At 39.2% G+C, this 20,514-nt stretch carries 19 protein-coding genes and 1 other annotated feature; of the genes, 15 read left to right on the forward strand and 4 right to left on the reverse strand.

What is annotated here, in order from left to right; genetic code table 11:
- Positions 1-1,239: 1,239 nt before the first annotated feature.
- On the forward strand, positions 1,240-1,491 hold the full coding sequence (locus B9N86_RS12715) for a YolD-like family protein (RefSeq protein ID WP_208919565.1): 252 nt from the start codon (positions 1,240-1,242) through the stop codon (positions 1,489-1,491).
- A 411-nt stretch (positions 1,492-1,902) separates the two neighbouring features.
- On the opposite strand, the gene B9N86_RS12720 is transcribed toward B9N86_RS12715, so the two are convergent.
- On the reverse strand, positions 1,903-2,775 hold the full coding sequence (locus B9N86_RS12720; RefSeq protein ID WP_208919567.1) for a YitT family protein: 873 nt from the start codon (positions 2,773-2,775) through the stop codon (positions 1,903-1,905).
- A gap of 379 nt (positions 2,776-3,154) precedes the next feature.
- Here B9N86_RS12720 and B9N86_RS12725 point away from each other — a divergent pair, with 379 nt between their 5' ends.
- From B9N86_RS12725 to B9N86_RS12785, 13 genes are all read left to right on the forward strand, one after another.
- Positions 3,155-3,823, forward strand: a complete 669-nt coding sequence (locus B9N86_RS12725) for a pentapeptide repeat-containing protein (protein ID WP_208919569.1) — start codon at positions 3,155-3,157, stop codon at positions 3,821-3,823.
- 305 nt (positions 3,824-4,128) lie between these two features.
- Positions 4,129-5,883, forward strand: a complete 1,755-nt coding sequence (locus tag B9N86_RS12730) for an ABC transporter ATP-binding protein (RefSeq protein ID WP_244563066.1) — start codon at positions 4,129-4,131, stop codon at positions 5,881-5,883.
- A 224-nt stretch (positions 5,884-6,107) separates the two neighbouring features.
- The gene (locus tag B9N86_RS12735) at positions 6,108-6,689 is read left to right on the forward strand and encodes an RNA polymerase sigma factor (protein ID WP_208919570.1); all 582 of its coding nucleotides are present in this window, start codon (positions 6,108-6,110) and stop codon (positions 6,687-6,689) included.
- On the forward strand, positions 6,650-7,612 hold the full coding sequence (locus tag B9N86_RS12740; RefSeq protein ID WP_244563067.1) for a hypothetical protein: 963 nt from the start codon (positions 6,650-6,652) through the stop codon (positions 7,610-7,612). The genes B9N86_RS12735 and B9N86_RS12740 overlap by 40 nt, the downstream gene beginning before the upstream one ends.
- 116 nt (positions 7,613-7,728) lie before the next feature.
- Positions 7,729-8,514, forward strand: a complete 786-nt coding sequence (locus B9N86_RS12745; protein ID WP_208919572.1) for a hypothetical protein — start codon at positions 7,729-7,731, stop codon at positions 8,512-8,514.
- A 342-nt stretch (positions 8,515-8,856) separates the two neighbouring features.
- Positions 8,857-9,981, forward strand: coding sequence for a kanamycin nucleotidyltransferase C-terminal domain-containing protein (locus B9N86_RS12750; protein ID WP_208919574.1), 1,125 nt, complete (start codon positions 8,857-8,859; stop codon positions 9,979-9,981).
- Positions 9,982-10,132: 151 nt separating this feature from the next.
- Positions 10,133-10,723 (forward strand): hypothetical protein, encoded by a 591-nt coding sequence (locus B9N86_RS12755; protein ID WP_208919576.1) that lies wholly within the window; start codon positions 10,133-10,135, stop codon positions 10,721-10,723.
- A gap of 48 nt (positions 10,724-10,771) precedes the next feature.
- A complete protein-coding gene (locus tag B9N86_RS12760; protein WP_208919578.1) occupies positions 10,772-11,275 on the forward strand; it encodes a chloramphenicol phosphotransferase CPT family protein in 504 nt (167 codons plus the stop codon).
- A gap of 50 nt (positions 11,276-11,325) precedes the next feature.
- Complete coding sequence (locus tag B9N86_RS12765) at positions 11,326-11,781, forward strand: hypothetical protein (protein WP_208919580.1); 456 nt, start codon at positions 11,326-11,328, stop codon at positions 11,779-11,781.
- 176 nt (positions 11,782-11,957) lie between these two features.
- Positions 11,958-12,220: a binding site (T-box leader), on the forward strand.
- Between the two features lie 189 nt (positions 12,221-12,409).
- The gene (gene asd / locus B9N86_RS12770) at positions 12,410-13,495 is read left to right on the forward strand and encodes an aspartate-semialdehyde dehydrogenase (RefSeq protein ID WP_208919581.1); all 1,086 of its coding nucleotides are present in this window, start codon (positions 12,410-12,412) and stop codon (positions 13,493-13,495) included.
- A 268-nt stretch (positions 13,496-13,763) separates the two neighbouring features.
- The gene (gene nhaC / locus B9N86_RS12775) at positions 13,764-15,152 is read left to right on the forward strand and encodes a Na+/H+ antiporter NhaC (protein ID WP_208919583.1); all 1,389 of its coding nucleotides are present in this window, start codon (positions 13,764-13,766) and stop codon (positions 15,150-15,152) included.
- Between the two features lie 525 nt (positions 15,153-15,677).
- On the forward strand, positions 15,678-16,223 hold the full coding sequence (locus B9N86_RS12780) for a GNAT family N-acetyltransferase (RefSeq protein ID WP_244563068.1): 546 nt from the start codon (positions 15,678-15,680) through the stop codon (positions 16,221-16,223).
- Positions 16,224-16,328: 105 nt separating this feature from the next.
- On the forward strand, positions 16,329-16,985 hold the full coding sequence (locus B9N86_RS12785; protein ID WP_208919587.1) for a metallophosphoesterase family protein: 657 nt from the start codon (positions 16,329-16,331) through the stop codon (positions 16,983-16,985).
- Between the two features lie 159 nt (positions 16,986-17,144).
- Here B9N86_RS12785 and B9N86_RS12790 read toward each other — a convergent pair whose 3' ends face one another.
- From B9N86_RS12790 to B9N86_RS12800, 3 genes are all read right to left on the reverse strand, one after another.
- Positions 17,145-17,450: a hypothetical protein gene (locus B9N86_RS12790; protein ID WP_208919589.1), complete on the reverse strand. Its 306-nt coding sequence runs from the start codon at positions 17,448-17,450 to the stop codon at positions 17,145-17,147.
- Positions 17,451-17,739: 289 nt separating this feature from the next.
- The gene (locus B9N86_RS12795) at positions 17,740-18,600 is read right to left on the reverse strand and encodes a hypothetical protein (RefSeq protein ID WP_208919590.1); all 861 of its coding nucleotides are present in this window, start codon (positions 18,598-18,600) and stop codon (positions 17,740-17,742) included.
- 244 nt (positions 18,601-18,844) lie between these two features.
- Positions 18,845-19,381: a hypothetical protein gene (locus tag B9N86_RS12800; RefSeq protein ID WP_208919592.1), complete on the reverse strand. Its 537-nt coding sequence runs from the start codon at positions 19,379-19,381 to the stop codon at positions 18,845-18,847.
- Positions 19,382-19,579: 198 nt separating this feature from the next.
- Between B9N86_RS12800 and B9N86_RS12805 the strand changes: the two genes are divergently transcribed.
- Positions 19,580-20,464, forward strand: a complete 885-nt coding sequence (locus B9N86_RS12805; protein WP_208919594.1) for an AraC family transcriptional regulator — start codon at positions 19,580-19,582, stop codon at positions 20,462-20,464.
- Positions 20,465-20,514: the final 50 nt, after the last annotated feature.

Genomic DNA, 20,514 nt, shown 5'->3' on the forward strand with positions numbered 1-20,514 from the left:
TACGTATGAGCCGACCCCTATCTTTGCATGCAATCTCTACGCCCCTTTATCTTTCTTGGGAGGTAACCAAGGTGAAGACAATAAATACGGAAAAGGTGTTCCAAAAAATTCAAAACAGTGATCAATAAGCGCGATATCTCCTTGATGGACAAGGAAAACTGTATCGCTACCTCTATCAGTACGCCGGCTTTATCGCTCACTATGATATTCATTGCTTTAAATCTGTTTATAAGGACGAGGGGTTCCTTAACTTTATACGACATTTTGAAGAATGCTATTATCTGTGTTACGGCGATCGAGGGGCATTCAATACAGAGCTGAAGAAATATGTGGCCGCACATGCGGAAAAGATACGCACCGAATTTGCGATTCGAGAGGAACAACTCTGGAAAAGTACGAGCAGGAAAAACATCAGTTACAGGAACAGCTCAATGCCTTAGGGAATCGATCTGAGATGGTTGATCGCGTAGTAAAGGAATTGCATGAAGATGCGTTTGTATTGATGAAAAAAATAAAGTACACATCCTTGGAAAAAGAAGAGTAACGAACCGCACGTCAACAAATATTAGACTCCCTAGAACTAATTAATTAGTTAGAAGAATACTTCGTGGTACCCTCAGAGTCAAAAAGTAATAAAGAGGCGCTAGCTGCCTTTCAAGAGAAAGTAGAATCACAAAGGGAAGTAGCAATAAAATGAATTCCTGGTTGGAGAAGCTTAGTGATGAACTCTGGGGACCTGTAGAGCATTCTCCTATACTGTACTTAAGCAGAGCAAAAGCCCACTATTCATCAATTGATGAATATTACCGGTTTAAAACCGGTTATATTCCTTTATACTTAGGGAAAAGCAAAAGCGTATTCTCACGGATACAAAACCATCACGATGGCTTTTATTCTGGCACTTATGGACTACGATTAAGAGAACGAAGGACTTAGCGATGTTAAATTTCGTATAACAAGCTCAAATCTAAGCGAACTTGCCCACGAAGATTTATACTCAATAGTGGGAGAAATAGAAAAAGGAGTTAACTCCAGTTAACGAAGTGAAAGAATTAAAAAACTTATATTGTTCAGCGCTAGTCAATAAGACTATTGAATTTCTAGCTCCAAGAGGGGGAGAGTTCTTTCGATGTCCGAGATTCCATTTGGATATATGATAGAGAATGGGAAAATGGTTAAGCATCCCTTTTAGTCACAAGACTGCAGCATGAATATACACAATATCAGGAGGGCTATGATATGGCTAAATCCAAAGTAGCAAAAAGACCAACAAGAGATGAGTTTGTGTTAGAAGAACTCGGAAATCAACTCACAGAGGCTTATCAAGAGGAATCAGAGATAGTTTTAACTGTTTGGGGATGGGAAGAGGCTGTTCGTGGCAAGATCGATCAGATGGACTCCAGGACAGGCAAAGTACACATCAAAAAGAGTGGTGGTATTACGAAAGTTCCTTTCATGGATATCATGCAAGTTAATTATCCGAGGGATTAACTTAATCAAATAACTATTTCATTAGAATTAGATATTAAATTGAGGAGTCTACATAATGCTAAGGGTCGACCTTGACCGGGAAGGACCTTTTAAACAGATTTTCAAAGTGCACTGACATCCACTTCGTTCTCATATTGGCCTACGATATTAAAGTTAGTGCCTTTGCCATATGTGGTTGGCGGTATAATGACACCCTCGTTTCTACATCCTCAACTGGAAGGTTTGCTTAACAGGCTGTCGATAATTTCGACCGCCTGTTAAGCAACGAATAACGATTGGGTGAGGCAAGGAATGTACACAAAAGAAAGGTATTCGAATTAACTTGAAGGCTGGCCTACACTATGATTCGGCAGCCTTCGTTGTTTGAGTTTAAGATGTTGATGCTCAAACAAACCTGCGCAATGGAAGCGGCTAAAGCTTCGGTCTCGCAAAACGTCCGACAATTTCCGTGGACTGCACCACATTCATAAAAGCGTCAGGGTCAGTTTGGACTACCGTTTTTCGGACGGCCGCCAATTCATAACGGGTGGTTACCGTCATAAGCGTGTAGTTTTCTTGCTCGCTGTACCCCCCCTCCGTATGGATGCACGTTATTCCATGGTGCAGCTTGCGCAGCTGACAAAGCATCTGATCTTTTTGCTTTGTTATGATGAAGCAGGTGACCTTGATATGCCCGACATGAATTATGTCGACCACTTTTCCCTTCACAAACGTAGATAACATGGAGTAAAGCGCCAGGTCCCAGCTCCGGAAAATGCCAAGTGTCAAAATCACTATGCCGTTCAAGAGGAACAAGAAGTTGCCCATCGGAACGTCCCATTTGCGCGTTACGATGGAGCCGAGGATATCGAACCCGCCTGTAGAGCCGCCGACCCGCAGCGAAAAGCCGATGCCCGCCGCCGAGATGATGCCGCCGAATACGGCGGCCAGAATAGGGTCTTTGGTTATCTGGATAACAGGAATCATAGCCATAAACCAAGTGGCGCTGACGACCGAGACGCAGCTAAGGACGATATATCTCCGTCCGACCGCCTTCCATCCCCAGAAGATGAGAGGGACATTAAGCAAAAAATATACGACGGAAATATTCCACCCGGTTATATAACCAATGATGGAAGCAACCCCCGTAACCCCACCGGATAAAAGCTGATGGGGAATCAGGAACAAATTGAGACCAGCCGCCACAAGCAGGGAGGAGAAGAGAATTACTCCAATCTCCTGCAATGGTTTGAGCACAGTTTTGATCGGTTTACTAATGAACGGTAAGTAATAATTTTGACTCATGATCCGGGCCTTCTTTTCTCATATTTTAGTCATAAAAAAATCTTATCGGTATAAATTATTATTTTTATCGTTATACCAGACAATGACAAATATTATAGCTAAAGAAGTGAATTAATGAGTTTTTTTGCCTCGTAAGGGCATTAGGAAAACAATTTATAGGTAGGGAATGAGCCGCTGTTGGAGCTCAGTGGGAACAGTAGCATTCACGTGAAACGATAGTTGAATAACAAACCATTAATGAGTAAACTGGTACCCATAGACTGGACAATTTGAAAAAAGGTGAGGATGCAAGCGTGTACTTTATTACACCTTAACAATGTGTCTTAAGATGAGGGAGTGACCTTGAACTTATACCATCACTTTACTGGAGGAATCTATCATGTTATCAACTTCCCGAACGACCAGTGACAGCCTAAAGATTACATCACCCAAAATCCCCAGACAGCTCGAACCCATCCTGCTGACGGACTGCGGAATAGAGGATGACGCTTGCTTTAGACAAGTCATCTTTCAGGACGAACAAATTTCATATCTCAATGCAAATAAAGCACTGTTCGACCAGACTGTGTTTCAAAATGTTACGCTTGAACATGTTTCACTAAAACATGTGGAACTGACCGACGTCGTGTTTAACCACTGTGATTTGTCCAATGCTGATTTTAGTGATGCTATTATTCACAGAGCTCAGTTTAACCACTGCAAAATACTCGGACTTGATCTTACAGCCGCAACGATTCGAAACACATCCTTTAACCACTGTACCGGAGATTACGCAGCCTTACGCTTTGCGAATATGAAGCAGGTGTCTTTCCGTTCCACCTCGCTACTCAAGTCGGATTTCTATCATTCTGAACTGTACAAAGTCGAATTTGATGAAGCAATCATCGATCAAGCTCAATTCTCTGGCACGAAATTAGCCGGAATTGACTTAAGCAGAGCGGATTTTCATAACCTGGGCTGTACGCTGGAGGATCTGAAGGGTTGTATTATATCTCCGGCTCAGGCAATTCTGTTTACGAAAATATTCGGGCTGGTTGTGAAAGAATAACTCCAAGTCTTTCAATCAATGTAAAGTCGGGAAAATTCTTGAACAATAACTATTGAAGAGATACAATATAAATAATCTTTTAGTTGAGGTGAAAAAGATGTCTTTCCGTATCGTTCGAAGTAACTAGTTTTCGGGCTGGGTAAAAACGCGTACCAGCTATCAAGGGGGCAGTCTGTCCTTTTGATTGTACTAAAACTAGAACTTTGAATGGTGTCGGCAAGTCATTATTAAAGCCAGGGCACTTAGCTATTTAACATGAAGAACCGTGAATTTATTCAAATGAAGGTTCCTTATAGTTAAATTGTGTGGACTCCTGGTTTTTTTATACTCATTTAAAAGATTGGGGTTTATCTAAAATGTTGAAAAAGTGTCTTTTGTACTTTAAATGGTGGATATTTCTATATACTTTTTTAGGTTTTACAATTCAATTTTTAAGCAGTTTAGGGATTGTTGTCTTCCAAAAAATATTAGATCAAGCTGTGAAAATCAACAGTTTAGGGGAAATATCAAATTTAATCATTATTTATGGGGTATTGTTAGGTGGAACGGTTATCTTCAATTATCTTGACGAATATCCTAGTACACATTTATCGAATAGTATAACAGAAAGATTAAAAATTATTGCATTATCCAAAATATCAAGAATTGATTATCAGGCGTATCAAGATATTGGTACTGGACAAATGATTAAGGTTATTGAAAATGGTGCATCAGCTGGGAATAGTATCATTTTCTCTTTTTTCCTTAGAACAGTACATGAGTTATTACCAACCATTCTGTTTAGCTTATTCTTTATTAGTTTTTATGACATAAGAATTATGTTGGTTATTGCAGTTGGATATGTCGTAATCTTTTTTGTAACGAATATGCTTTTGAAATATTTGTATAAAATTAAGTCAACAATCCTCAAAGAACAAGAAAATATGTCTAGATACTCAATACGTGGATTTATGGAATTGGTCGTTTTTAGAACAAATAAAAGATATGATAAAGAGATAAATAAACTGACCCAAACAGCAAGCAAAATAGTAAATAAAAGTTCTCAACTTAAGATGATACATGAATCTTTCTTTGCAATTTTCGAGCTGTTTATTACACTTATAAAAATAATTATATTGATTTACGGCATAAAAAGCATTCTAGCAGGTGAGACATCGATTGGGATTATGGTCGCATTATTTTTGTTTATTGACAAAATTTATACACCTATTGCAATTTTCAATATTTTATTTGTAGATTATAAGCTTAATAAAGTTGCGTATAAAAGATTTGAGAATTTTATTAATGCTCCAGAAGATAAAAATTTAGAATCTGGAGTAGCAGTTAATGAAATTAAAGGGAATATTGAATTTAGGAATGTATCCTTTCATTATGGAAAAGTTAGAACATTGAACAATTTATCATTTTCTATTGAGCAAGAAATGTCTGTCGCTTTTGTCGGATTAAGTGGGGGTGGAAAATCTACTATTATAAAGTTAATTGTAGGATTACTAAAAAAGAATGAAGGTAATATTTTATTGGATGGTACTGATATTGATGATATTAATTTGAATAGTTATTATGATCAGATCTCATATTTATCACAAGATACTCCTATTTTTGATACTACAATTAGGGGCAATGTTGATTTTGATCATACTATTTCAGACGAAGAAATCTATGATATCTTGGAAAAAGTTCATTTAAAGGAAAAAATATTAGAATTACCAGAAAAGTTAGATGCTTTGGTCGGCGAGAAAGGGGTAAAATTATCAGGAGGAGAAAGACAACGATTAGCATTTGCCAGAATTATTTTACAAAAACGAAATGTTTTAATACTTGATGAACCTGTGTCAGCACTTGATAATATTACTGAGAAAAGCATAATGGAAACCATTTTCAATGAATTCAAGGGCAAAACAATAATCATTATTGCACACAGACTAAATTTCATAAAAGATGTTGACAAGATAATTGTGGTGGGGAATGGTTCTGTCGTTGGTGATGGCAAATTTGATTATTTAATAGAACATTGTGACTCATTTAAAGAGTTATGGAGTAAAAAAGCCTTAATGAAATAAACAAAATCCGTATTAAAAATTGAACGCACCCATTCCGGGTGTGTTTTTTTTAACTATAATCATGCTTGACATTAGAAGGCTGGGAAGAAACTAACTACGCGCCAGGGGCAGCAAAAGCGACTCCTTCTCGGCACTCTACTCGAACTCAGTGTTTAGGTGTCACTTTTATGTATGAGTAAGTGTTATATAACTTATACAAGAAAAAAGCGGGGTGTGTCTAAGAGTTGGACTCGATAGAGGAACACATAAGGCGTGTTAAAGCTGGTGAGGTGGATTGTTTCGAGCTGATCGTCGAAACGTACAAAAAACAAATATACATATACTGTTGCCGAATGCTCGGCTGCAGGCAGGATGCCCAGGACGCTGTTCAAGACATATTCATCAAGGCATTCACTAAGATCCACTTGTATGAAGTAAAGGTATCGTTCTCATCTTGGCTATACAAGATTGCTTATCATCACTGTCTCAATATGCTACGTAAGAGACGCGTTCGTATACGGGTGAATCGGCTTATTAAACCGGCAGGGGTCGCCGAAAGTGCGGAGCAGACGCTGGAACGCCGATGGTTCAGTGAGCCGCTGGAATATGCCATAACCAAGCTGTCGGATGAAGAACGTAATCTACTGGTGCTAAGAGTATTTGAAGATAAACCGTTTACGGAGATTGCTCAAATTCTGGATAAGAATTCAAGTGCAGTGAAGAAAAAATATGCACGGATGAAACAGAAAGTAATGAAGCTGATTAAGGAGAAAGGGGGGGCCGAGCTATGCGAGATCCAGGACAGACGGACCAAGATCGAGGTCTGAGAAGCATGGAAATACACTCCGTTGATGAAGATGTAGACGTGACCCACGCCATCATGCAAAAGGTACGCCAAATCCACCAAATGAGACATGGGAGACAAGAGGGTAAGCGTCGGAGATCCATTCTCATCGCGACACTTTCTGCTATTTTTGTTCTTTCCTCCATTACTGTATACGCGAGCACATATTTGGTACAAATCAAAAACAAGGAAGGACAAATCATTCTATCTACGATGGAGCCGTGGAAATTCTCAGTCTCAGAATATAACCAAAAACGTAGAGAGGAGACAGAGGCGGAACTGAAGAAAAAGTTAAAACCGGGTGAGCAGGCTGTTTATTATATCAAGGATAAGCAAATGACTGCGGATGCCAAAGAGCACCCCCTGAATTATTGTTATCTCCCGATCCAGCACAAAGATTATGATGATCTTGCAAAAGATATTGAGGAAAAAGGTGCTCCCGAGATACAGAATCCTGCCTATGTCCCTGAAGGATATACATTTGATCATGGCAGAATTCAAATTACGAACGAGCCTGTATGGAATACACCGGAATATGAAAGTCTTTTGAATGAACTTAAGGAAAAGGCCGAGAAGTCTGAGGAGGAGCGTAAGCTGTTTTACAAAATCGTACCTTGGTCCCAGGTAGCCTCAACAGTGATCCAATACCGTAAAGGGGAGAGTCAATTGACTATGATTGCTTTCGCCAGATCTAAGGGTTCGACGGTAAAGGTTCCCTCAAAACAAGCAGTAAAACTGACAGTAAAGGGAACAGAAATGATCTTGTCTTCCTCTACTGGTCAAAGCCGCAGATTAACATGGCTTAGTGAGACCGAGGAAATATTATATGTGATCACCGACGACCCGAAGGATCCGTTGTCTAATGACGAGTTTGCTAAGATAGCCGCGGGCATGATCCGTGAATAAATAGATATTAATTTTGAATTATTTGTAACAAAGCGTCCCTTTTGTTGTTCGTAAGGTGTTATACGAAATGTAATTTAAATCAAAAGGCCTTACGCCGAAAGGAGCACGAAAGTTACATGATGAATAATAAGATGAAAGTCGCATTGTTTCTCGCTACAACGATGATGGTTGGATCAGCCAATGCATATGCAGCAAATACATCTGCAACACAAATGAAGCCCATAGCTGCCGCTTCAACCAAATCAGAGAACAAAACAGCCTCGATCGATGATCAAATTGACAAACTGACAAAAGGACTTAAACCGGGTCAAATGATCGCTTATTATGTTTCAGACAAAGAATATAACCAGCTTGATAAAATATTCTTTACAGGGAAAGGCTTCGTTCTTAATAAGTATAACGACTATTTAACCAAAGCCAAGGAAATGAAAGCACCGTCCCTTACGAAGCCTACTGCTCTGCCAAAAGGATATAAACTCAAGGAAGGGATTCTATATTTGAAGAGCCCAGATGAGACGTCTGCTTTGTACAAGGAATTGGAAAAAGAGCTGAAGGCCGAGGCAGCAGAAGGTGGGCAATCCGTATACTCCAAATCCGTAAAGGTTAGTGAATCGTTCAGCACCATCCTCAATTATGTGAAAGGCAAAGTGAAGGTTTCCGTAGTTGCCACCTACCTAAATCCTTCACAGCCGATTGGCGGGACACCTGTACCGTCTACGAATCCTAACCAGAAGACTGAAACCATTCAGATTCATGGTGTAGAATGTATATATACAACAGATTTGAAGGGAACAGACCATTTGGATTGGGTGGATGAGGAACAGCAAGTCCGCTACACCATTTGGGCTGAAAGCGCGAAATCGGATGTGCTCAGCTTCGCAAAAAAAATGCTGGCTGATTAATTGAGGAAGGGTTATACTTGGAATAATTTAAAGAAATGGTGGGATCAGTGTGATGATGAATATGTTCCAGACAATAGTTATCGGTTAATAATTAACTGAATAGCACATGAGCTAAGTAAGCAACTCACACTCAGTATAGAGAGGTGAATTTTGTCTTACCAATGTTCATGTATGTCTGATTGAACCATATTGATCATCATTGCTTCGTATAGATTGCTATTAGTAGACATCGGTCTATTTCTAGTTGTCTTGTACAAAAAGCCGTGAATGAACTATGTTCATTCACGGCTTTTTGTGCTGCGATCTCGAGATAAGTGATGAAGATTTAGAGGAGGAATTTAATTGTTAAACGTATTTGACGTTTCGGACGCGTTAGTGAATCATATCAGGACCCATTTTTCAGATGACATTGCTATAATTGCTTACTATGGTTCGTATGCTCAAGGAACAGCAACAAAACGGTCGGATTTAGACTTTTTCTTCATTCCAGCAACGTCTGATGGTTACCGTGCGAGCATTCAGTTTATTGTGAATGATATTAGTTTTGATTTTTGGCCTATTGGTTGGGAACGGGCTGAGAAAATGGCTCTAATGGAGGACTCAAAAACTACGATTATTGCGGACAGTCGTATACTGTACGTTCGATCAGATGAAGACCATGCTCGTTTTATGAAGCTGCGAGAGAAGATCAACGATATGCAAGATCCAAAGAATGGACAGCATCTCACAGAGAGAGCTGAAGCGCTGTTGCACGATGTCTATGTACACTTATATAAAATGAGACGGAATGAGGAGTCTGATAGTTTGACCTTATTCCGTATAGAAGCGTACGAAGTTTTAACGAAAGTACTTGAATGTCTTGCACTATTAAACCAGACTTTTTATACAAAGGGCTGGGGCAAAAACATGGATCAGATTATGCGACTTCCATTGAAACCAGCTCGTTTAGAAATGTTGATTGACGCAATCATGACAGCTAAGGTTGCTTCAAAAGTTCGACAAGCTTGTGAAGAGCTAGTATCGGATACTCTTGAATTGGTTTTGATTAAAAAGGAAACATACACCACTTCTCCTTCTTATCCGGACAGAATGTTGGGATATTACGAAGAGGTGAAAGGGGTACTAGATAAGGTTGTAACAGCATGTGAAAAAAACGATTATTCAACAGCCTTTTACGGGGCTATTGGTGTACAGGATCAAATTGCTCACTTCCTTTATTTCGCTGAAAAGGGGCATTGGCCAAGCCCATTAGATCACACTATGGTCTATCTGGATTTATATAAAGAGCTTGGGTTTCCCAACCTAATCAATCTTCTTAACCCTGATGACTTAACACCACTTCAAACAGCAATAGAAAATTTAGACAAACTTTTAGAATGCCATCTCAAAAACCATGAAGTCAAAGTAAACCGATTTGCATCTCTTGAAGAATTCAAAGCTTTTCTGATAATAAAACAGACCAGCTGATCTAAGGAGTAATTGTTAATTATATACTTTAAAGGGATTTTGAAATATGATGTAACTACTTAGGTACGTGACCTAAAGCTTTGGTTCTTGAGGGCTTCCGAGTCTGGAGTATATGTGAACATTTCGAAGAGTAAGGAGAATCTCATTAACTGTGAAACCATATCTAACACTAAAAGAAAAGGGTGCAGTCTTAATGATAAAAAAATTCTGTTTACTTCTCTTATTGTTTTCTACTATTTTGGTCAGCTGTTCTAATCAAAAAGAAGAGATTTCTGAACATCAAACTCCAAGTGGTCCCTCTATCGCTTTAAAGATAGCTGTATTAGGAACTAATCAAATGCCATCAATTGATAATGTAAATTACGTGAATATTAATCTTCAAGATTTAGCTGAAGACGAAAATCAACATTTCGATGGATTAATAATCTCTAAAGAATATCTTGAAGAAGTAGCAAAAAAAGAGTATAAAGATTTTTTAAAAAATATAAAATATCCTGTATTCTTCTTGGGAACAGAAAATATATTAGCATCTGTGTTTCATGAAGAGAATCTTACCTTAGAGCATATAAACCTAGATGGCCGAGGACCTTATGCATCTGGATTTGTCAGTACTGAAGATGGGGGGTATTACGATCATTCTTTATATTTGCCTAATAATCCAACTCACGATGACAAGAATATAAATATGATCGTGCGAATCTGCAATATCATACAACAACATAAAGAGGGTATAAATAAATAGAAAACAATACTTTTGTGTATATTTTCCATATGTTTCGGGGGAGAAAGTATGAAAAAAGGAAATATTATTTTATTAAACGGAGTTTCAAGCTCCGGTAAGACAACATTAGCAAAAGAATTATTAAAGAAGCTGCCTGATTATTTCCATTATAGTATTGACGATTTCGACATTGTTATTGATCATATGGAAGATAGAGAAAATAATCGATTGATTCCTGTTGAAACAGAGTATTTTTTCCATCGAACAATTGCTATGTTTTCTGATAAAGGAGTTAACCTTATCGTTGATCATGTTATTTATGACCAGTTTACAAGAGCGGATTGTGTAAAATGCCTATCAGGATATCCGCTGCTATTGATTGGTGTTCATTGTCCGGTAGAAGAGCTTAAACGCAGAGAAAAAGAAAGAGGAGACCGAAGAATAGGGCAAGCCCAAGAACAACTAGAGTTTGTACACAAGGAAGAGGTTTATGACATAGAGGTCGATACATTTATAGATGGCTTAGAAAACTGTATAGAAAAGATCGTTCAGAAGGTACAAGAAGATCATTAGTGTGATTATGATCAACTTCAACTTTCTAAAAAATATTGGCAGGTGTCGACATGAGTGATAGGTCATGGAAGATTTTTATAACCTTTGTTGCTTTGATTGTTCTGAGTGCTCTCGTGTTTTCAGCGATCCAATCCAGGACCTCATTTAAGGCGCTAGTCCTCGATCAGATGGGTGAATCGCAAGAAATTCGTTCGATCCATTTGATGAAAGAATTCCACGAACTCGACGATCTAGGAATCAAAATTACGGACAGAAAGACGATAAACATGATCATGAATGTTTTTGCTGATATCAAATTAAGGGTCAGCGATAGCGATTCTCCAATAGGAGAAGCCAGTTATCGGATGTATATTCATCCCAAAAACGGCCCTACGTTTTCAGTGTTGTTCAACGATCAAAACCTCATGAGAATAGACAATAGTATCAGTATACATAAGAAATACTCCTGGACTTACGAGGTCGTAAATGATTTCGATCTTGCAATTATTCAAGACATATATAAATAATAAGCGGTATAGCTGTATTATGCTGGAACTTTGGTGTACTTGCATCTGATAGAAGCCTAATATTATCATCGAATCGAGACCGCATTTATAGTCGGCATATATGTGGTCTGGATCTATAATTACAAAATTAAAAAATAATGTTTACCCCTGAAATGGTTTATTATATTATAATCGTATCAAATGCGATGAAGAGACGAGTAAATAAATGAATTCTTTCACAGAGAGCTCCGGCAGTTGAAAAGGAGTAAAGGGTTCCTTATTGAATAAAGCCTCAGAGCAGCACATCGGAACTTTATTAGAAAGGGATGGTGTGACAGGAGCTCCTGTTACAGAGCTAGAGTATATGCATTCACTGTAATGCTGTACTTGATGAGGCTAATGTGGCGACATATTGGCAAATCTGGGGTGGTACCACGAGTTTAGTAATCTCGTCCCTAAGACTACGGTCTTGGGGGTGGGATTTTTTTATTGTTTGGTAAGGAGATCGCAGCACATATGTAAGAAACGTACACCAATTCAGACTATTTGAATAGTTATCTAGAAGAAGCTCATTGCATGCCTTGTCCGTACTCGGATGATGGTTGATGCACGGAATTATAATGTCATCACGAAAGGATTTGAATAACTAATGTCAGAAAAACTTAAAGTTGGTATTGTCGGTGGAACAGGTATGGTTGGTCAGCGCCTAGTTCAATTGCTGGATGAGCATCCCTGGTTTAAAGTAACGGTCATTGCAGCAAGTAGCAGTTCGGCAGGCAAAGCATATGAAGAATCCGTGCAAGGTAGATGGAAGCTGTCTAGCCCAATTCCTGAAAAAGTGAAAAGTATCGTCGTTCAGGATGCTTCGAAAGTAGCGGAGGTTGCCGCTCAGGTCGATTTTATTTTTTGCGCTGTTGATATGAAAAAGAATGAAATTCAAGCATTAGAAGAGGCTTACGCAAAAACGGGTACACCCGTTATTTCCAATAATTCAGCTCATCGCTGGACACCTGACGTTCCGATGGTTATTCCGGAAATTAATCCAGGGCATATTGAAGTGATTGCTGCACAGAGAAAGCGGCTGGGAACTTCGACTGGGTTTATTGCTGTTAAACCCAACTGTTCCATTCAGAGCTATGTACCGGCACTTCATGCATTACTCGATTACAAACCAACAAATGTGGTTGCATCGACGTATCAGGCGATATCTGGAGCCGGCAAGAACTTTACGGATTGGCCAGATATGTTAGATAATGTAATCCCGTATATTGGCGGTGAGGAAGAGAAAAGCGAGCAGGAGCCGCTGCGTATATGGGGCAGCGTTGTAGATGGCGAAATTATAAAAGCAAATTCACCATTAATTACTACGCAGTGTATTCGCGTTCCCGTAACGGATGGACATTTAGCTACTGTATTTGTATCGTTCGAGAACAAACCTTCGAAAGAAGAAATTATAGATCGTTGGCTGCAATTCAAAGGACGACCGCAGGAGCTTGATCTGCCAAGTGCACCAAAGCAGTTCATAACGTATTTTGAAGAAGAGAACAGACCACAGACGAAACTGGATCGTGACATTGAGCGCGGTATGGGAGTCTCGGTGGGAAGATTGCGCGAGGATTCGATATACGATTATAAATTTGTAGGACTATCGCATAATACTTTACGTGGCGCAGCAGGCGGTGCCGTCCTAATTGCTGAATTGCTTAAAGCTGAAGGGTACATTCAATCCAAATAAAAAATACGCAAGTTTGTCTGAAGGCGACTGCTCGAAGCTGTCGCCTTTTTTGGCATTTTTCCATTCTCTCCATCACGATATGAATATCGCCTCGCTCCATTTAGCTGAAAAACCCAGCTTTGTATGTTCATAACATTGACTCTATTCATACTTATCGTTAATATTACCTCTGTGCTTCAATGCGAAAAAGCCAAAAAGCTTAAAAGTAAAAAAGTACAGGGATATGAATCTTATTCCGCTATAACAATGTATAAGGAGTCCTATCATCATGGATCGACAGCTTAGTTTCTCAAAAAGCATCATTCTCATCGTTTTTATTCTGGCACTTCTGTTTATATCGATCTTTCTTTTAAAAGCAGAACCGCATCTCCCGCTTCTCGCAACAACGGTTGGCACAGCCACCTTATTGCGCTTATTCGGATTTTCTTGGAAGAAACTCGAATCCGCCATCATTCAAGGCATTCAAACGGCCATTATGCCGATTCTCATCCTCTCGCTCATTGGTATTCTAATCGCCGTATGGATGATGAGCGGTACGGTCCCGACGATTTTATACTATGGTCTGGATTATATTAAACCGCATTATTTTGCAGTGAGCGCGTTATATGTCACCATCGTCGTCTCGATGTTCACCGGAAGCTCGTTCACGACAGTCAGCACGGTTGGCGTCGCCTTCATGGGGATTGCGTTAACAACGGGTATTTCTCCAACGCTGGCTGCTGGAGCGATCATCTGTGGGGCTTGTTTTGGTGATAAAATGTCGCCATTATCCGATACGACGAATTTTGCTCCCGCGGTGGCTGGCGTATCTATATTCACACATATTCGCAACATGGTATACACAACACTGCCGGCTCTTATCGTAACAACTGTCTTTTTCCTGCTCGCGCCAAAGACAAATACCATCGATTTATCATCGATAGAACAAATCAAGCTTGCATTGCATGACGGATTCCATATTCACTGGTTAACGCTGCTATCACCGCTTGCTGTTATTGCTTGCTCCATCAAGCGGATTCCGATTCTTCCGACACTAGTCGTCGGTATTGTCACCGGACTTCTAGTGACCGCCTTGATTCAGCAACAGACGGCAATTGATGTCTGGTTCAGTGTGATGCAGAGTGGCTACAAGAGCACGATCGCTAACGAAACGGTCGCTTCCATCGTTAACCGCGGTGGATTGCAATCTATGATGTGGTCCGTATCTCTGATCTTAATTGCTTTATCATTAGGAGGATTGTTACAGCATTGCGGCGTCATCGAAGCCTTCTTCCGTAAAGTCATTCAACCACTGAAGCGCAACAGCAGCATTGTTCTCATGACAGGTGCATCATCTATTGCGGTAAACGGTATGACCGGCGAGCAATATCTCTCTATCCTTTTGCCGGGACAAATGTTCAAGGATGAATACACCCGCAGAGATATTCCAGCGAAGACGCTGTCCCGTACACTGGAAGATTGCGGGACGCTCGTTAACCCTTTGATTCCATGGGGCGTCAGTGGTGCTTTCTTCGCAGCTACACTTGGTGTTCCGGTTATCGAATATGCACCCTATGCAATCTTCTTGTGGTTAAGCCCACTGTTCACGTTTGCCTATGCCTTAATACCGAAATTGCAGAAGAACTCACTTGGTAAGGATAAAGTGATTTCAGGATAATTACTACAGCCATCGGTCTTGCCTCCAAATATTTAGGAGACAAGACCTTTTTAATGTTGGCCGCCACTATAACGACACATTCGAGCATCATGATAGATTTTCATCCAAATCTCTGATGAAAAACCATCAGCTGCGATTCACAAAACAGGAATTTCATCGCAACTTACTAAATATCCTTAAACTTTGTCTTATGTAGTGTTGACAATCCAAAATAGGGGTATTACACTACACCCTGATTCTTTATACTAAAATGAAAAAAATTCCATGTTGATAAGGGCAGGGAATATGTTTCGAGAATTAACGCCAACAGAGTTGAAAGTAATCTTGAGTTCGATAAATAGGGAACAGCATTTTCTGTACTATTCATATCTTACATTCCGTAAGCAAAATACGGTGCATTACGGACAGTATACAGACCAGGGCGAGTTGCTAGGAGTAATGGCTTTTTTAAGGGGGCTTCCCTTTTATGCTTTTTCTGTCTTTCCCGTCCAAAAGTCATTTTGTCTCCGGTCAATGCTATCATTCATGAAAGAACAACTTCATTTACCTAACGATGCCATCGGTAACTTTATTATTAATGAAGAAGAAATGGCAGTTCTCGCTTCTCAGCTTGAGCTTCTCAAGTCTCCGAAAAAACTGCTTCTTATGAAGCATATCCATGAGGAAGCGTTACCACCAGTCGATAAATGCGTCTTATACTTGGGACCGCCTTATTTTGACCTTATTGAGTCGAAAATGGCCGAACTACATACAATGGCTTTTACAAGAGAAGAACTACGGCACCCGTTCTATGGTGTAATGGAACAACGGGAGCTGGTTGCGGTAGGAGGATACCACGTTTATAGTGAGGATTACGTTGAACTGGGGAATATCGGAACTGACGTCGCATGGAGAAGACAAGGCTACGGAAAAAAGGTCTGTGCAGAGTTAACTCGCACGGGGAGATTGGTTACACCAAACGTATACCTGAATGTCCTAGAGGAGAATGTAGGTGCAATTCGTCTATATCAGTCGATTGGTTATGAACTCGTTTGCAAACAGTATATGGTTGAATTTGTTATTGGCAGTTAACAAAAATCCTTAGGGTATGAAGAACGTTATGCGTAATTACTGCAAGACATTTTTCTAAAGAGATAAATATTATCTTCTAAAACGACTTTGACTTGGGGGCTGAACATGGAGTTATTTGTAGTTGGTGATGTGCACGGTTGCTTTCATACTTTTAATAAATTGATTGATGATCATTGGAATAGAGATAAGCAAGTGTTAGTGCAACTAGGAGATTTATTGGATCGGGGAAACTTCTCACCTGAGACCATTTTATATGCTATCGAATTACAAAAAAGCAATCCCGATAAAGTAAAATTCCTTAAAGGAAATCATGAGTTTGAAGTTATCCAACATCTAAATGAAGGAAACGAAAATTGGTTTAGACAATGCGGGCAAGAGACAATAAAGCAATTTGAAAGAAAATCATTAGATTTGATTAATTATATTTCTTGGATGGAATCACTGCCACTATATTTTGAAACGGATAATGTTTTTATTAGTCATGCGGGTATTTCTTTAACTGCAGAAAACCCAATGGAAGAATCACATCCAGAAAGTGTTTTGTGGACTAGGGGGCAGCTAAAAAATCTTGGTAAATTGCAGATTATCGGACATACCCCTTGTAAATCAGGTAGGGCAGAATTGGATAAGAAAAGTAATACATTGAATATAGATACTGGAGCATATCGGCATGTAGGACTATCAGCCGTAAAAGTTAATGGTGAAGGTAAAATAAAGGAAATAGTATTTGTACCAACGGTATCAAAAGATGTAACAGCTTGAAAGGACAAAAATAACCATACATCTTCTCGATGAGATCGGAAATATCAGATGACAAAATAAAAATTCAGATAAAAATACACTACGCAAAAGAAAATGGACTATTTGCGTAGTGTCTCAGACACAATAAACATCAGTTATGAAAGTATTTTGTCCCTTTTATTAGAATGCTTTTACGAAAACATCATATCTGGTATATTGCCCATTTGCATACACATCGATTACAGCTTGTCCAGGTTTTAATCCTTTGACTGAACTTGGTAGTTGCACAGTGATTGCTCCCATTGCATTATTTACTACAAAGACAGTACCTTGAAAATGATGACTTTCTCCGGGGCGAAGGATCAAACTTAGGTTTGCGTAAGGAGAGACAGAATCTGTATTGGCAGGAGAAGCACTCACACCCACACTTCCAAATAGCATAGATACTCCTACTAGGGCGCCTATAGTTAAAGATTTGATATTCATAGTTTATTCCCTCCTTAAATTTGGTATAAACTAACAATAACATATTAAGGATTCCATATCTCGGGTATTTTGTATCGTTTTACCCTTGAATTAATTGTTGACATCTGGGGTAATATGTCTGAAAAGCAAATTGGTTTAAAATAGTGAAGGAGTAAAATTATTGACAGACCCAATTAAAAACAGCGAATTATTCCATAGAATAATTCGCTGCTAGGATTATTAATATTCTGCACCGTGATTAAACAGTTTAATAATTGGTTCATTGTAAGAAGTTTCTGCTTCTATTGGATTACTGTTCACTACTCCCAACAAAATAACTGCTAAAATTAAGGCTTTCTTCATTTTCCATCTCTCCCTTAAATATTTTATTGAGTATGTTTGAATACTCGGTTAATTGAGGGACTGATGCGTAAGTTTTAAGTATCTCAAATAATGCAACAGACTTTTTAAAATACTTATCGTTATTTAGTTTATCAGAAGCTACCAAACTATGTATAGTGTAATCTAGTGCATAAGAATAATTTTTATTTAAATAATTGTATAGAGCCAACATATATTGAAGGGATAAGTACTTAGATGCAATAACTTGTTCTTTGTAAAAACTATAGTCGCGAACATGGCGCATCAATAATGAGAGTTCATTATCGATATTAAAGTGATGTACAATTGCTGACTCAAGAATCGTAATAAGTCCCGATAAAACCTGATCAGAGTTGTTTTCAAGATAATCAATGTATTCTGACATTTTGTATTTGTTTCCAGTTAGGATTTCTAATGTTAATGAGTTTGCTTTTGAGAAAAAATGAAAGTCTTCAATAACTATCTTTGCAGACTCTGTTGAATCATCAAGCCAACTCAAATCAGCATAATACGAGACACATTCGATTGATTTTGAATATTCCTTTAATTTTTGATGTGCCAATCCTTTCATTAGATAACTATAACCAAAGTAATATGAAATATGTCTATTCAATCTTCTGTTAGTTTTTATCAATTGCGATTGTTCAAGTCGGATATCTTTTACTGAATCTAGCAGTGTGGTAGACAATGAGATTACCCTCTCCCAATTCTCGAAGGAGTATGCCATCTTAATCATACTGACAAGACTGTCTATCTCTATAGGTTCAATTGAAATATCATTTTCCAGCAAAGACAATTCCTCCTTTCCGTTACAATTATTTACTTTTATCTATTATAATCGAATAATTTACACATGGTCAATAAGACTTTGATAATTATGGTGAATTTTTGAGAGAAGGTTGGATTCGGGAATCTAATTCCTGAAGAAGTGATTTTTGATGAATTGAAATTAAGAAAGAAGAAGTCCTGAAGCAGCGGGCCTTCAGGACTTGATGGAATTTATCTTTTTGATTGAAAATGTCAAATATATAGGGTTATTGGGAGTGGGTTCTTAATGAATAAAGTATATCTCTAAAGCTGGAGTCAATGTGGGTGAGCCCGTCGTGCACCGTCTTGGTGAACTGTTCCTGACTTAAACTATCTTTACCTTCCAGGTGAGTCTTAATCACTTTAACCAAGCCTGCTTTATAAACAGCAATATCTTTAAGGGCCTTATTACTTTCTTTTTTAATGTTCTTTTTGCTAGCTGAACATTCTTTCTTAGCTTTACTCAGTAGCTTTTTGTCCTGGTCTTTATCTGCTTTTGCTTTGGCTAAAACGTCCTTGCTTGGTTTACTTTTCGCAACGGTCTTATATTTAGCCACGGAAGCTTTTGATTTGGAAGTAAGCTTCTGCACGTCTGGACACACTACTTTATTCATTTTCTTTTGTGCCGCCCGAACTTCTTTGACACTGTCTTTATAAGACTCGAAATATAATTTCTCTACATATGACGTAGATACTGACGCTGCAAATGCTTGGGAGGGCAGTAACATTACTAGCATTAGAAGTATTGCAATAGTCTTTTTCATGTTGTATCTCCTTGTTTTGTAGATGTGCTTTTATCATAAGGTAGATTATGGGATAAAACAATACTTGTTACGCATAAATGAAAAAATGACTAGCCACCCTTCATTGAAGAATTTTTATACGATTTAATTCATTTACTATTGCTTTTTTCTTAGTAGATCTTCATTTAATAAACAACCATTAAGGAGCGGTTTGGTCGCATGGCGAAAGAACCATTGATTCACCTATTTGATTGGTCGCCGCATGTGTACGTAGATCCTTTCCATACGCACGACCATTTGGAAATCGGCTACTGCTTGTCGGGGAGCGGAACGTTTTATTTCGGAGATAAGACGTTTCCCGTTCAACAGGGCGACGTATTTGTCGTCAATCATTTGGAACGGCATGCCGCCGCATCGAATGCGGACAACCCTAGCCGGTATTTATTTTTATATTTTGATCCGACCCTTATCGAACAGGCGGACCAGGAGCTGCTGCTTCCGTTTGTCTATTTGCCGACGAAATTCCAGAACCGGATTCCTAGCGGACTAAAGGCAGCCCGGAAAATCGGGGAGCTGTTTCTAGAGCTTGCAGATGAACATGAGAATAAACAGCCAGGCTATCGGGGGATGATGCGGGGCAAAATTTTGCAAATATGCGTCCAGTTGCTCCGCCATTACGTCGAAGAAACCCCGTCCGCCGACTGGAATCGCACGTTGACGTCGTATTACCGGATCAAGCCTGCGCTTGACTATATTAACGAGCGTTTTCGGGAACCGTTATCGCTAGAAGATGTCGCAGAAAGGTTAGCATTGAGCCCCTCCCGGGCGAGACATCTGTTTCAAGAGAAGCTCGGCACCGGGTTTAAGCAATATTTGCTCCAACTACGAGTGAACGAAGCAAAAAAGCTGCTGGCGAGCTCCGATCTGCCGATTGCGGACGTGATGTACGCGGCGGGCTTTCAAAGCCCTGGGCCGTTTTACCGCGCGTTTAAGCAGATCGTTGGCGCCGCTCCACTCGATTATCGAGAGCAAGCCGCAAAGTTAGCCCTTTTTGAGAAAATATCGGGTGAAAACAAGACGACGCGAGAAGCTCTCCCTCGTTAGAATGAAGAAGTAAACCATTCATTCAGTTATGATGATGAAGATCGGGGGAT

It is taken from the genome of Paenibacillus uliginis N3/975 (assembly GCF_900177425.1).
GTDB classification, from domain to species: Bacteria; Bacillota; Bacilli; order Paenibacillales; family Paenibacillaceae; genus Paenibacillus_AQ; species Paenibacillus_AQ uliginis.

Excerpts from the sequence above, each read along its gene's own strand:
- B9N86_RS12745 (WP_208919572.1), top strand. The coding sequence starts at position 7,729 with ATGATGAATAATAAGATGAAAGTCGCATTGTTTCTCGCTACAACGATG.
- B9N86_RS12725 (WP_208919569.1), top strand. The coding sequence starts at position 3,155 with ATGTTATCAACTTCCCGAACGACCAGTGACAGCCTAAAGATTACATCA.
- B9N86_RS12805 (WP_208919594.1), top strand. The coding sequence starts at position 19,580 with ATGGCGAAAGAACCATTGATTCACCTATTTGATTGGTCGCCGCATGTG.
- asd (WP_208919581.1), top strand. The coding sequence starts at position 12,410 with ATGTCAGAAAAACTTAAAGTTGGTATTGTCGGTGGAACAGGTATGGTT.
- B9N86_RS12720 (WP_208919567.1), bottom strand. The coding sequence starts at position 2,775 with ATGAGTCAAAATTATTACTTACCGTTCATTAGTAAACCGATCAAAACT.
- B9N86_RS12760 (WP_208919578.1), top strand. The coding sequence starts at position 10,772 with ATGAAAAAAGGAAATATTATTTTATTAAACGGAGTTTCAAGCTCCGGT.
- B9N86_RS12800 (WP_208919592.1), bottom strand. The coding sequence starts at position 19,381 with ATGAAAAAGACTATTGCAATACTTCTAATGCTAGTAATGTTACTGCCC.
- B9N86_RS12780 (WP_244563068.1), top strand. The coding sequence starts at position 15,678 with ATGAAAGAACAACTTCATTTACCTAACGATGCCATCGGTAACTTTATT.
- B9N86_RS12785 (WP_208919587.1), top strand. The coding sequence starts at position 16,329 with ATGGAGTTATTTGTAGTTGGTGATGTGCACGGTTGCTTTCATACTTTT.
- B9N86_RS12715 (WP_208919565.1), top strand. The coding sequence starts at position 1,240 with ATGGCTAAATCCAAAGTAGCAAAAAGACCAACAAGAGATGAGTTTGTG.
- B9N86_RS12790 (WP_208919589.1), bottom strand. The coding sequence starts at position 17,450 with ATGAATATCAAATCTTTAACTATAGGCGCCCTAGTAGGAGTATCTATG.
- nhaC (WP_208919583.1), top strand. The coding sequence starts at position 13,764 with ATGGATCGACAGCTTAGTTTCTCAAAAAGCATCATTCTCATCGTTTTT.
- B9N86_RS12765 (WP_208919580.1), top strand. The coding sequence starts at position 11,326 with ATGAGTGATAGGTCATGGAAGATTTTTATAACCTTTGTTGCTTTGATT.
- B9N86_RS12740 (WP_244563067.1), top strand. The coding sequence starts at position 6,650 with ATGCGAGATCCAGGACAGACGGACCAAGATCGAGGTCTGAGAAGCATG.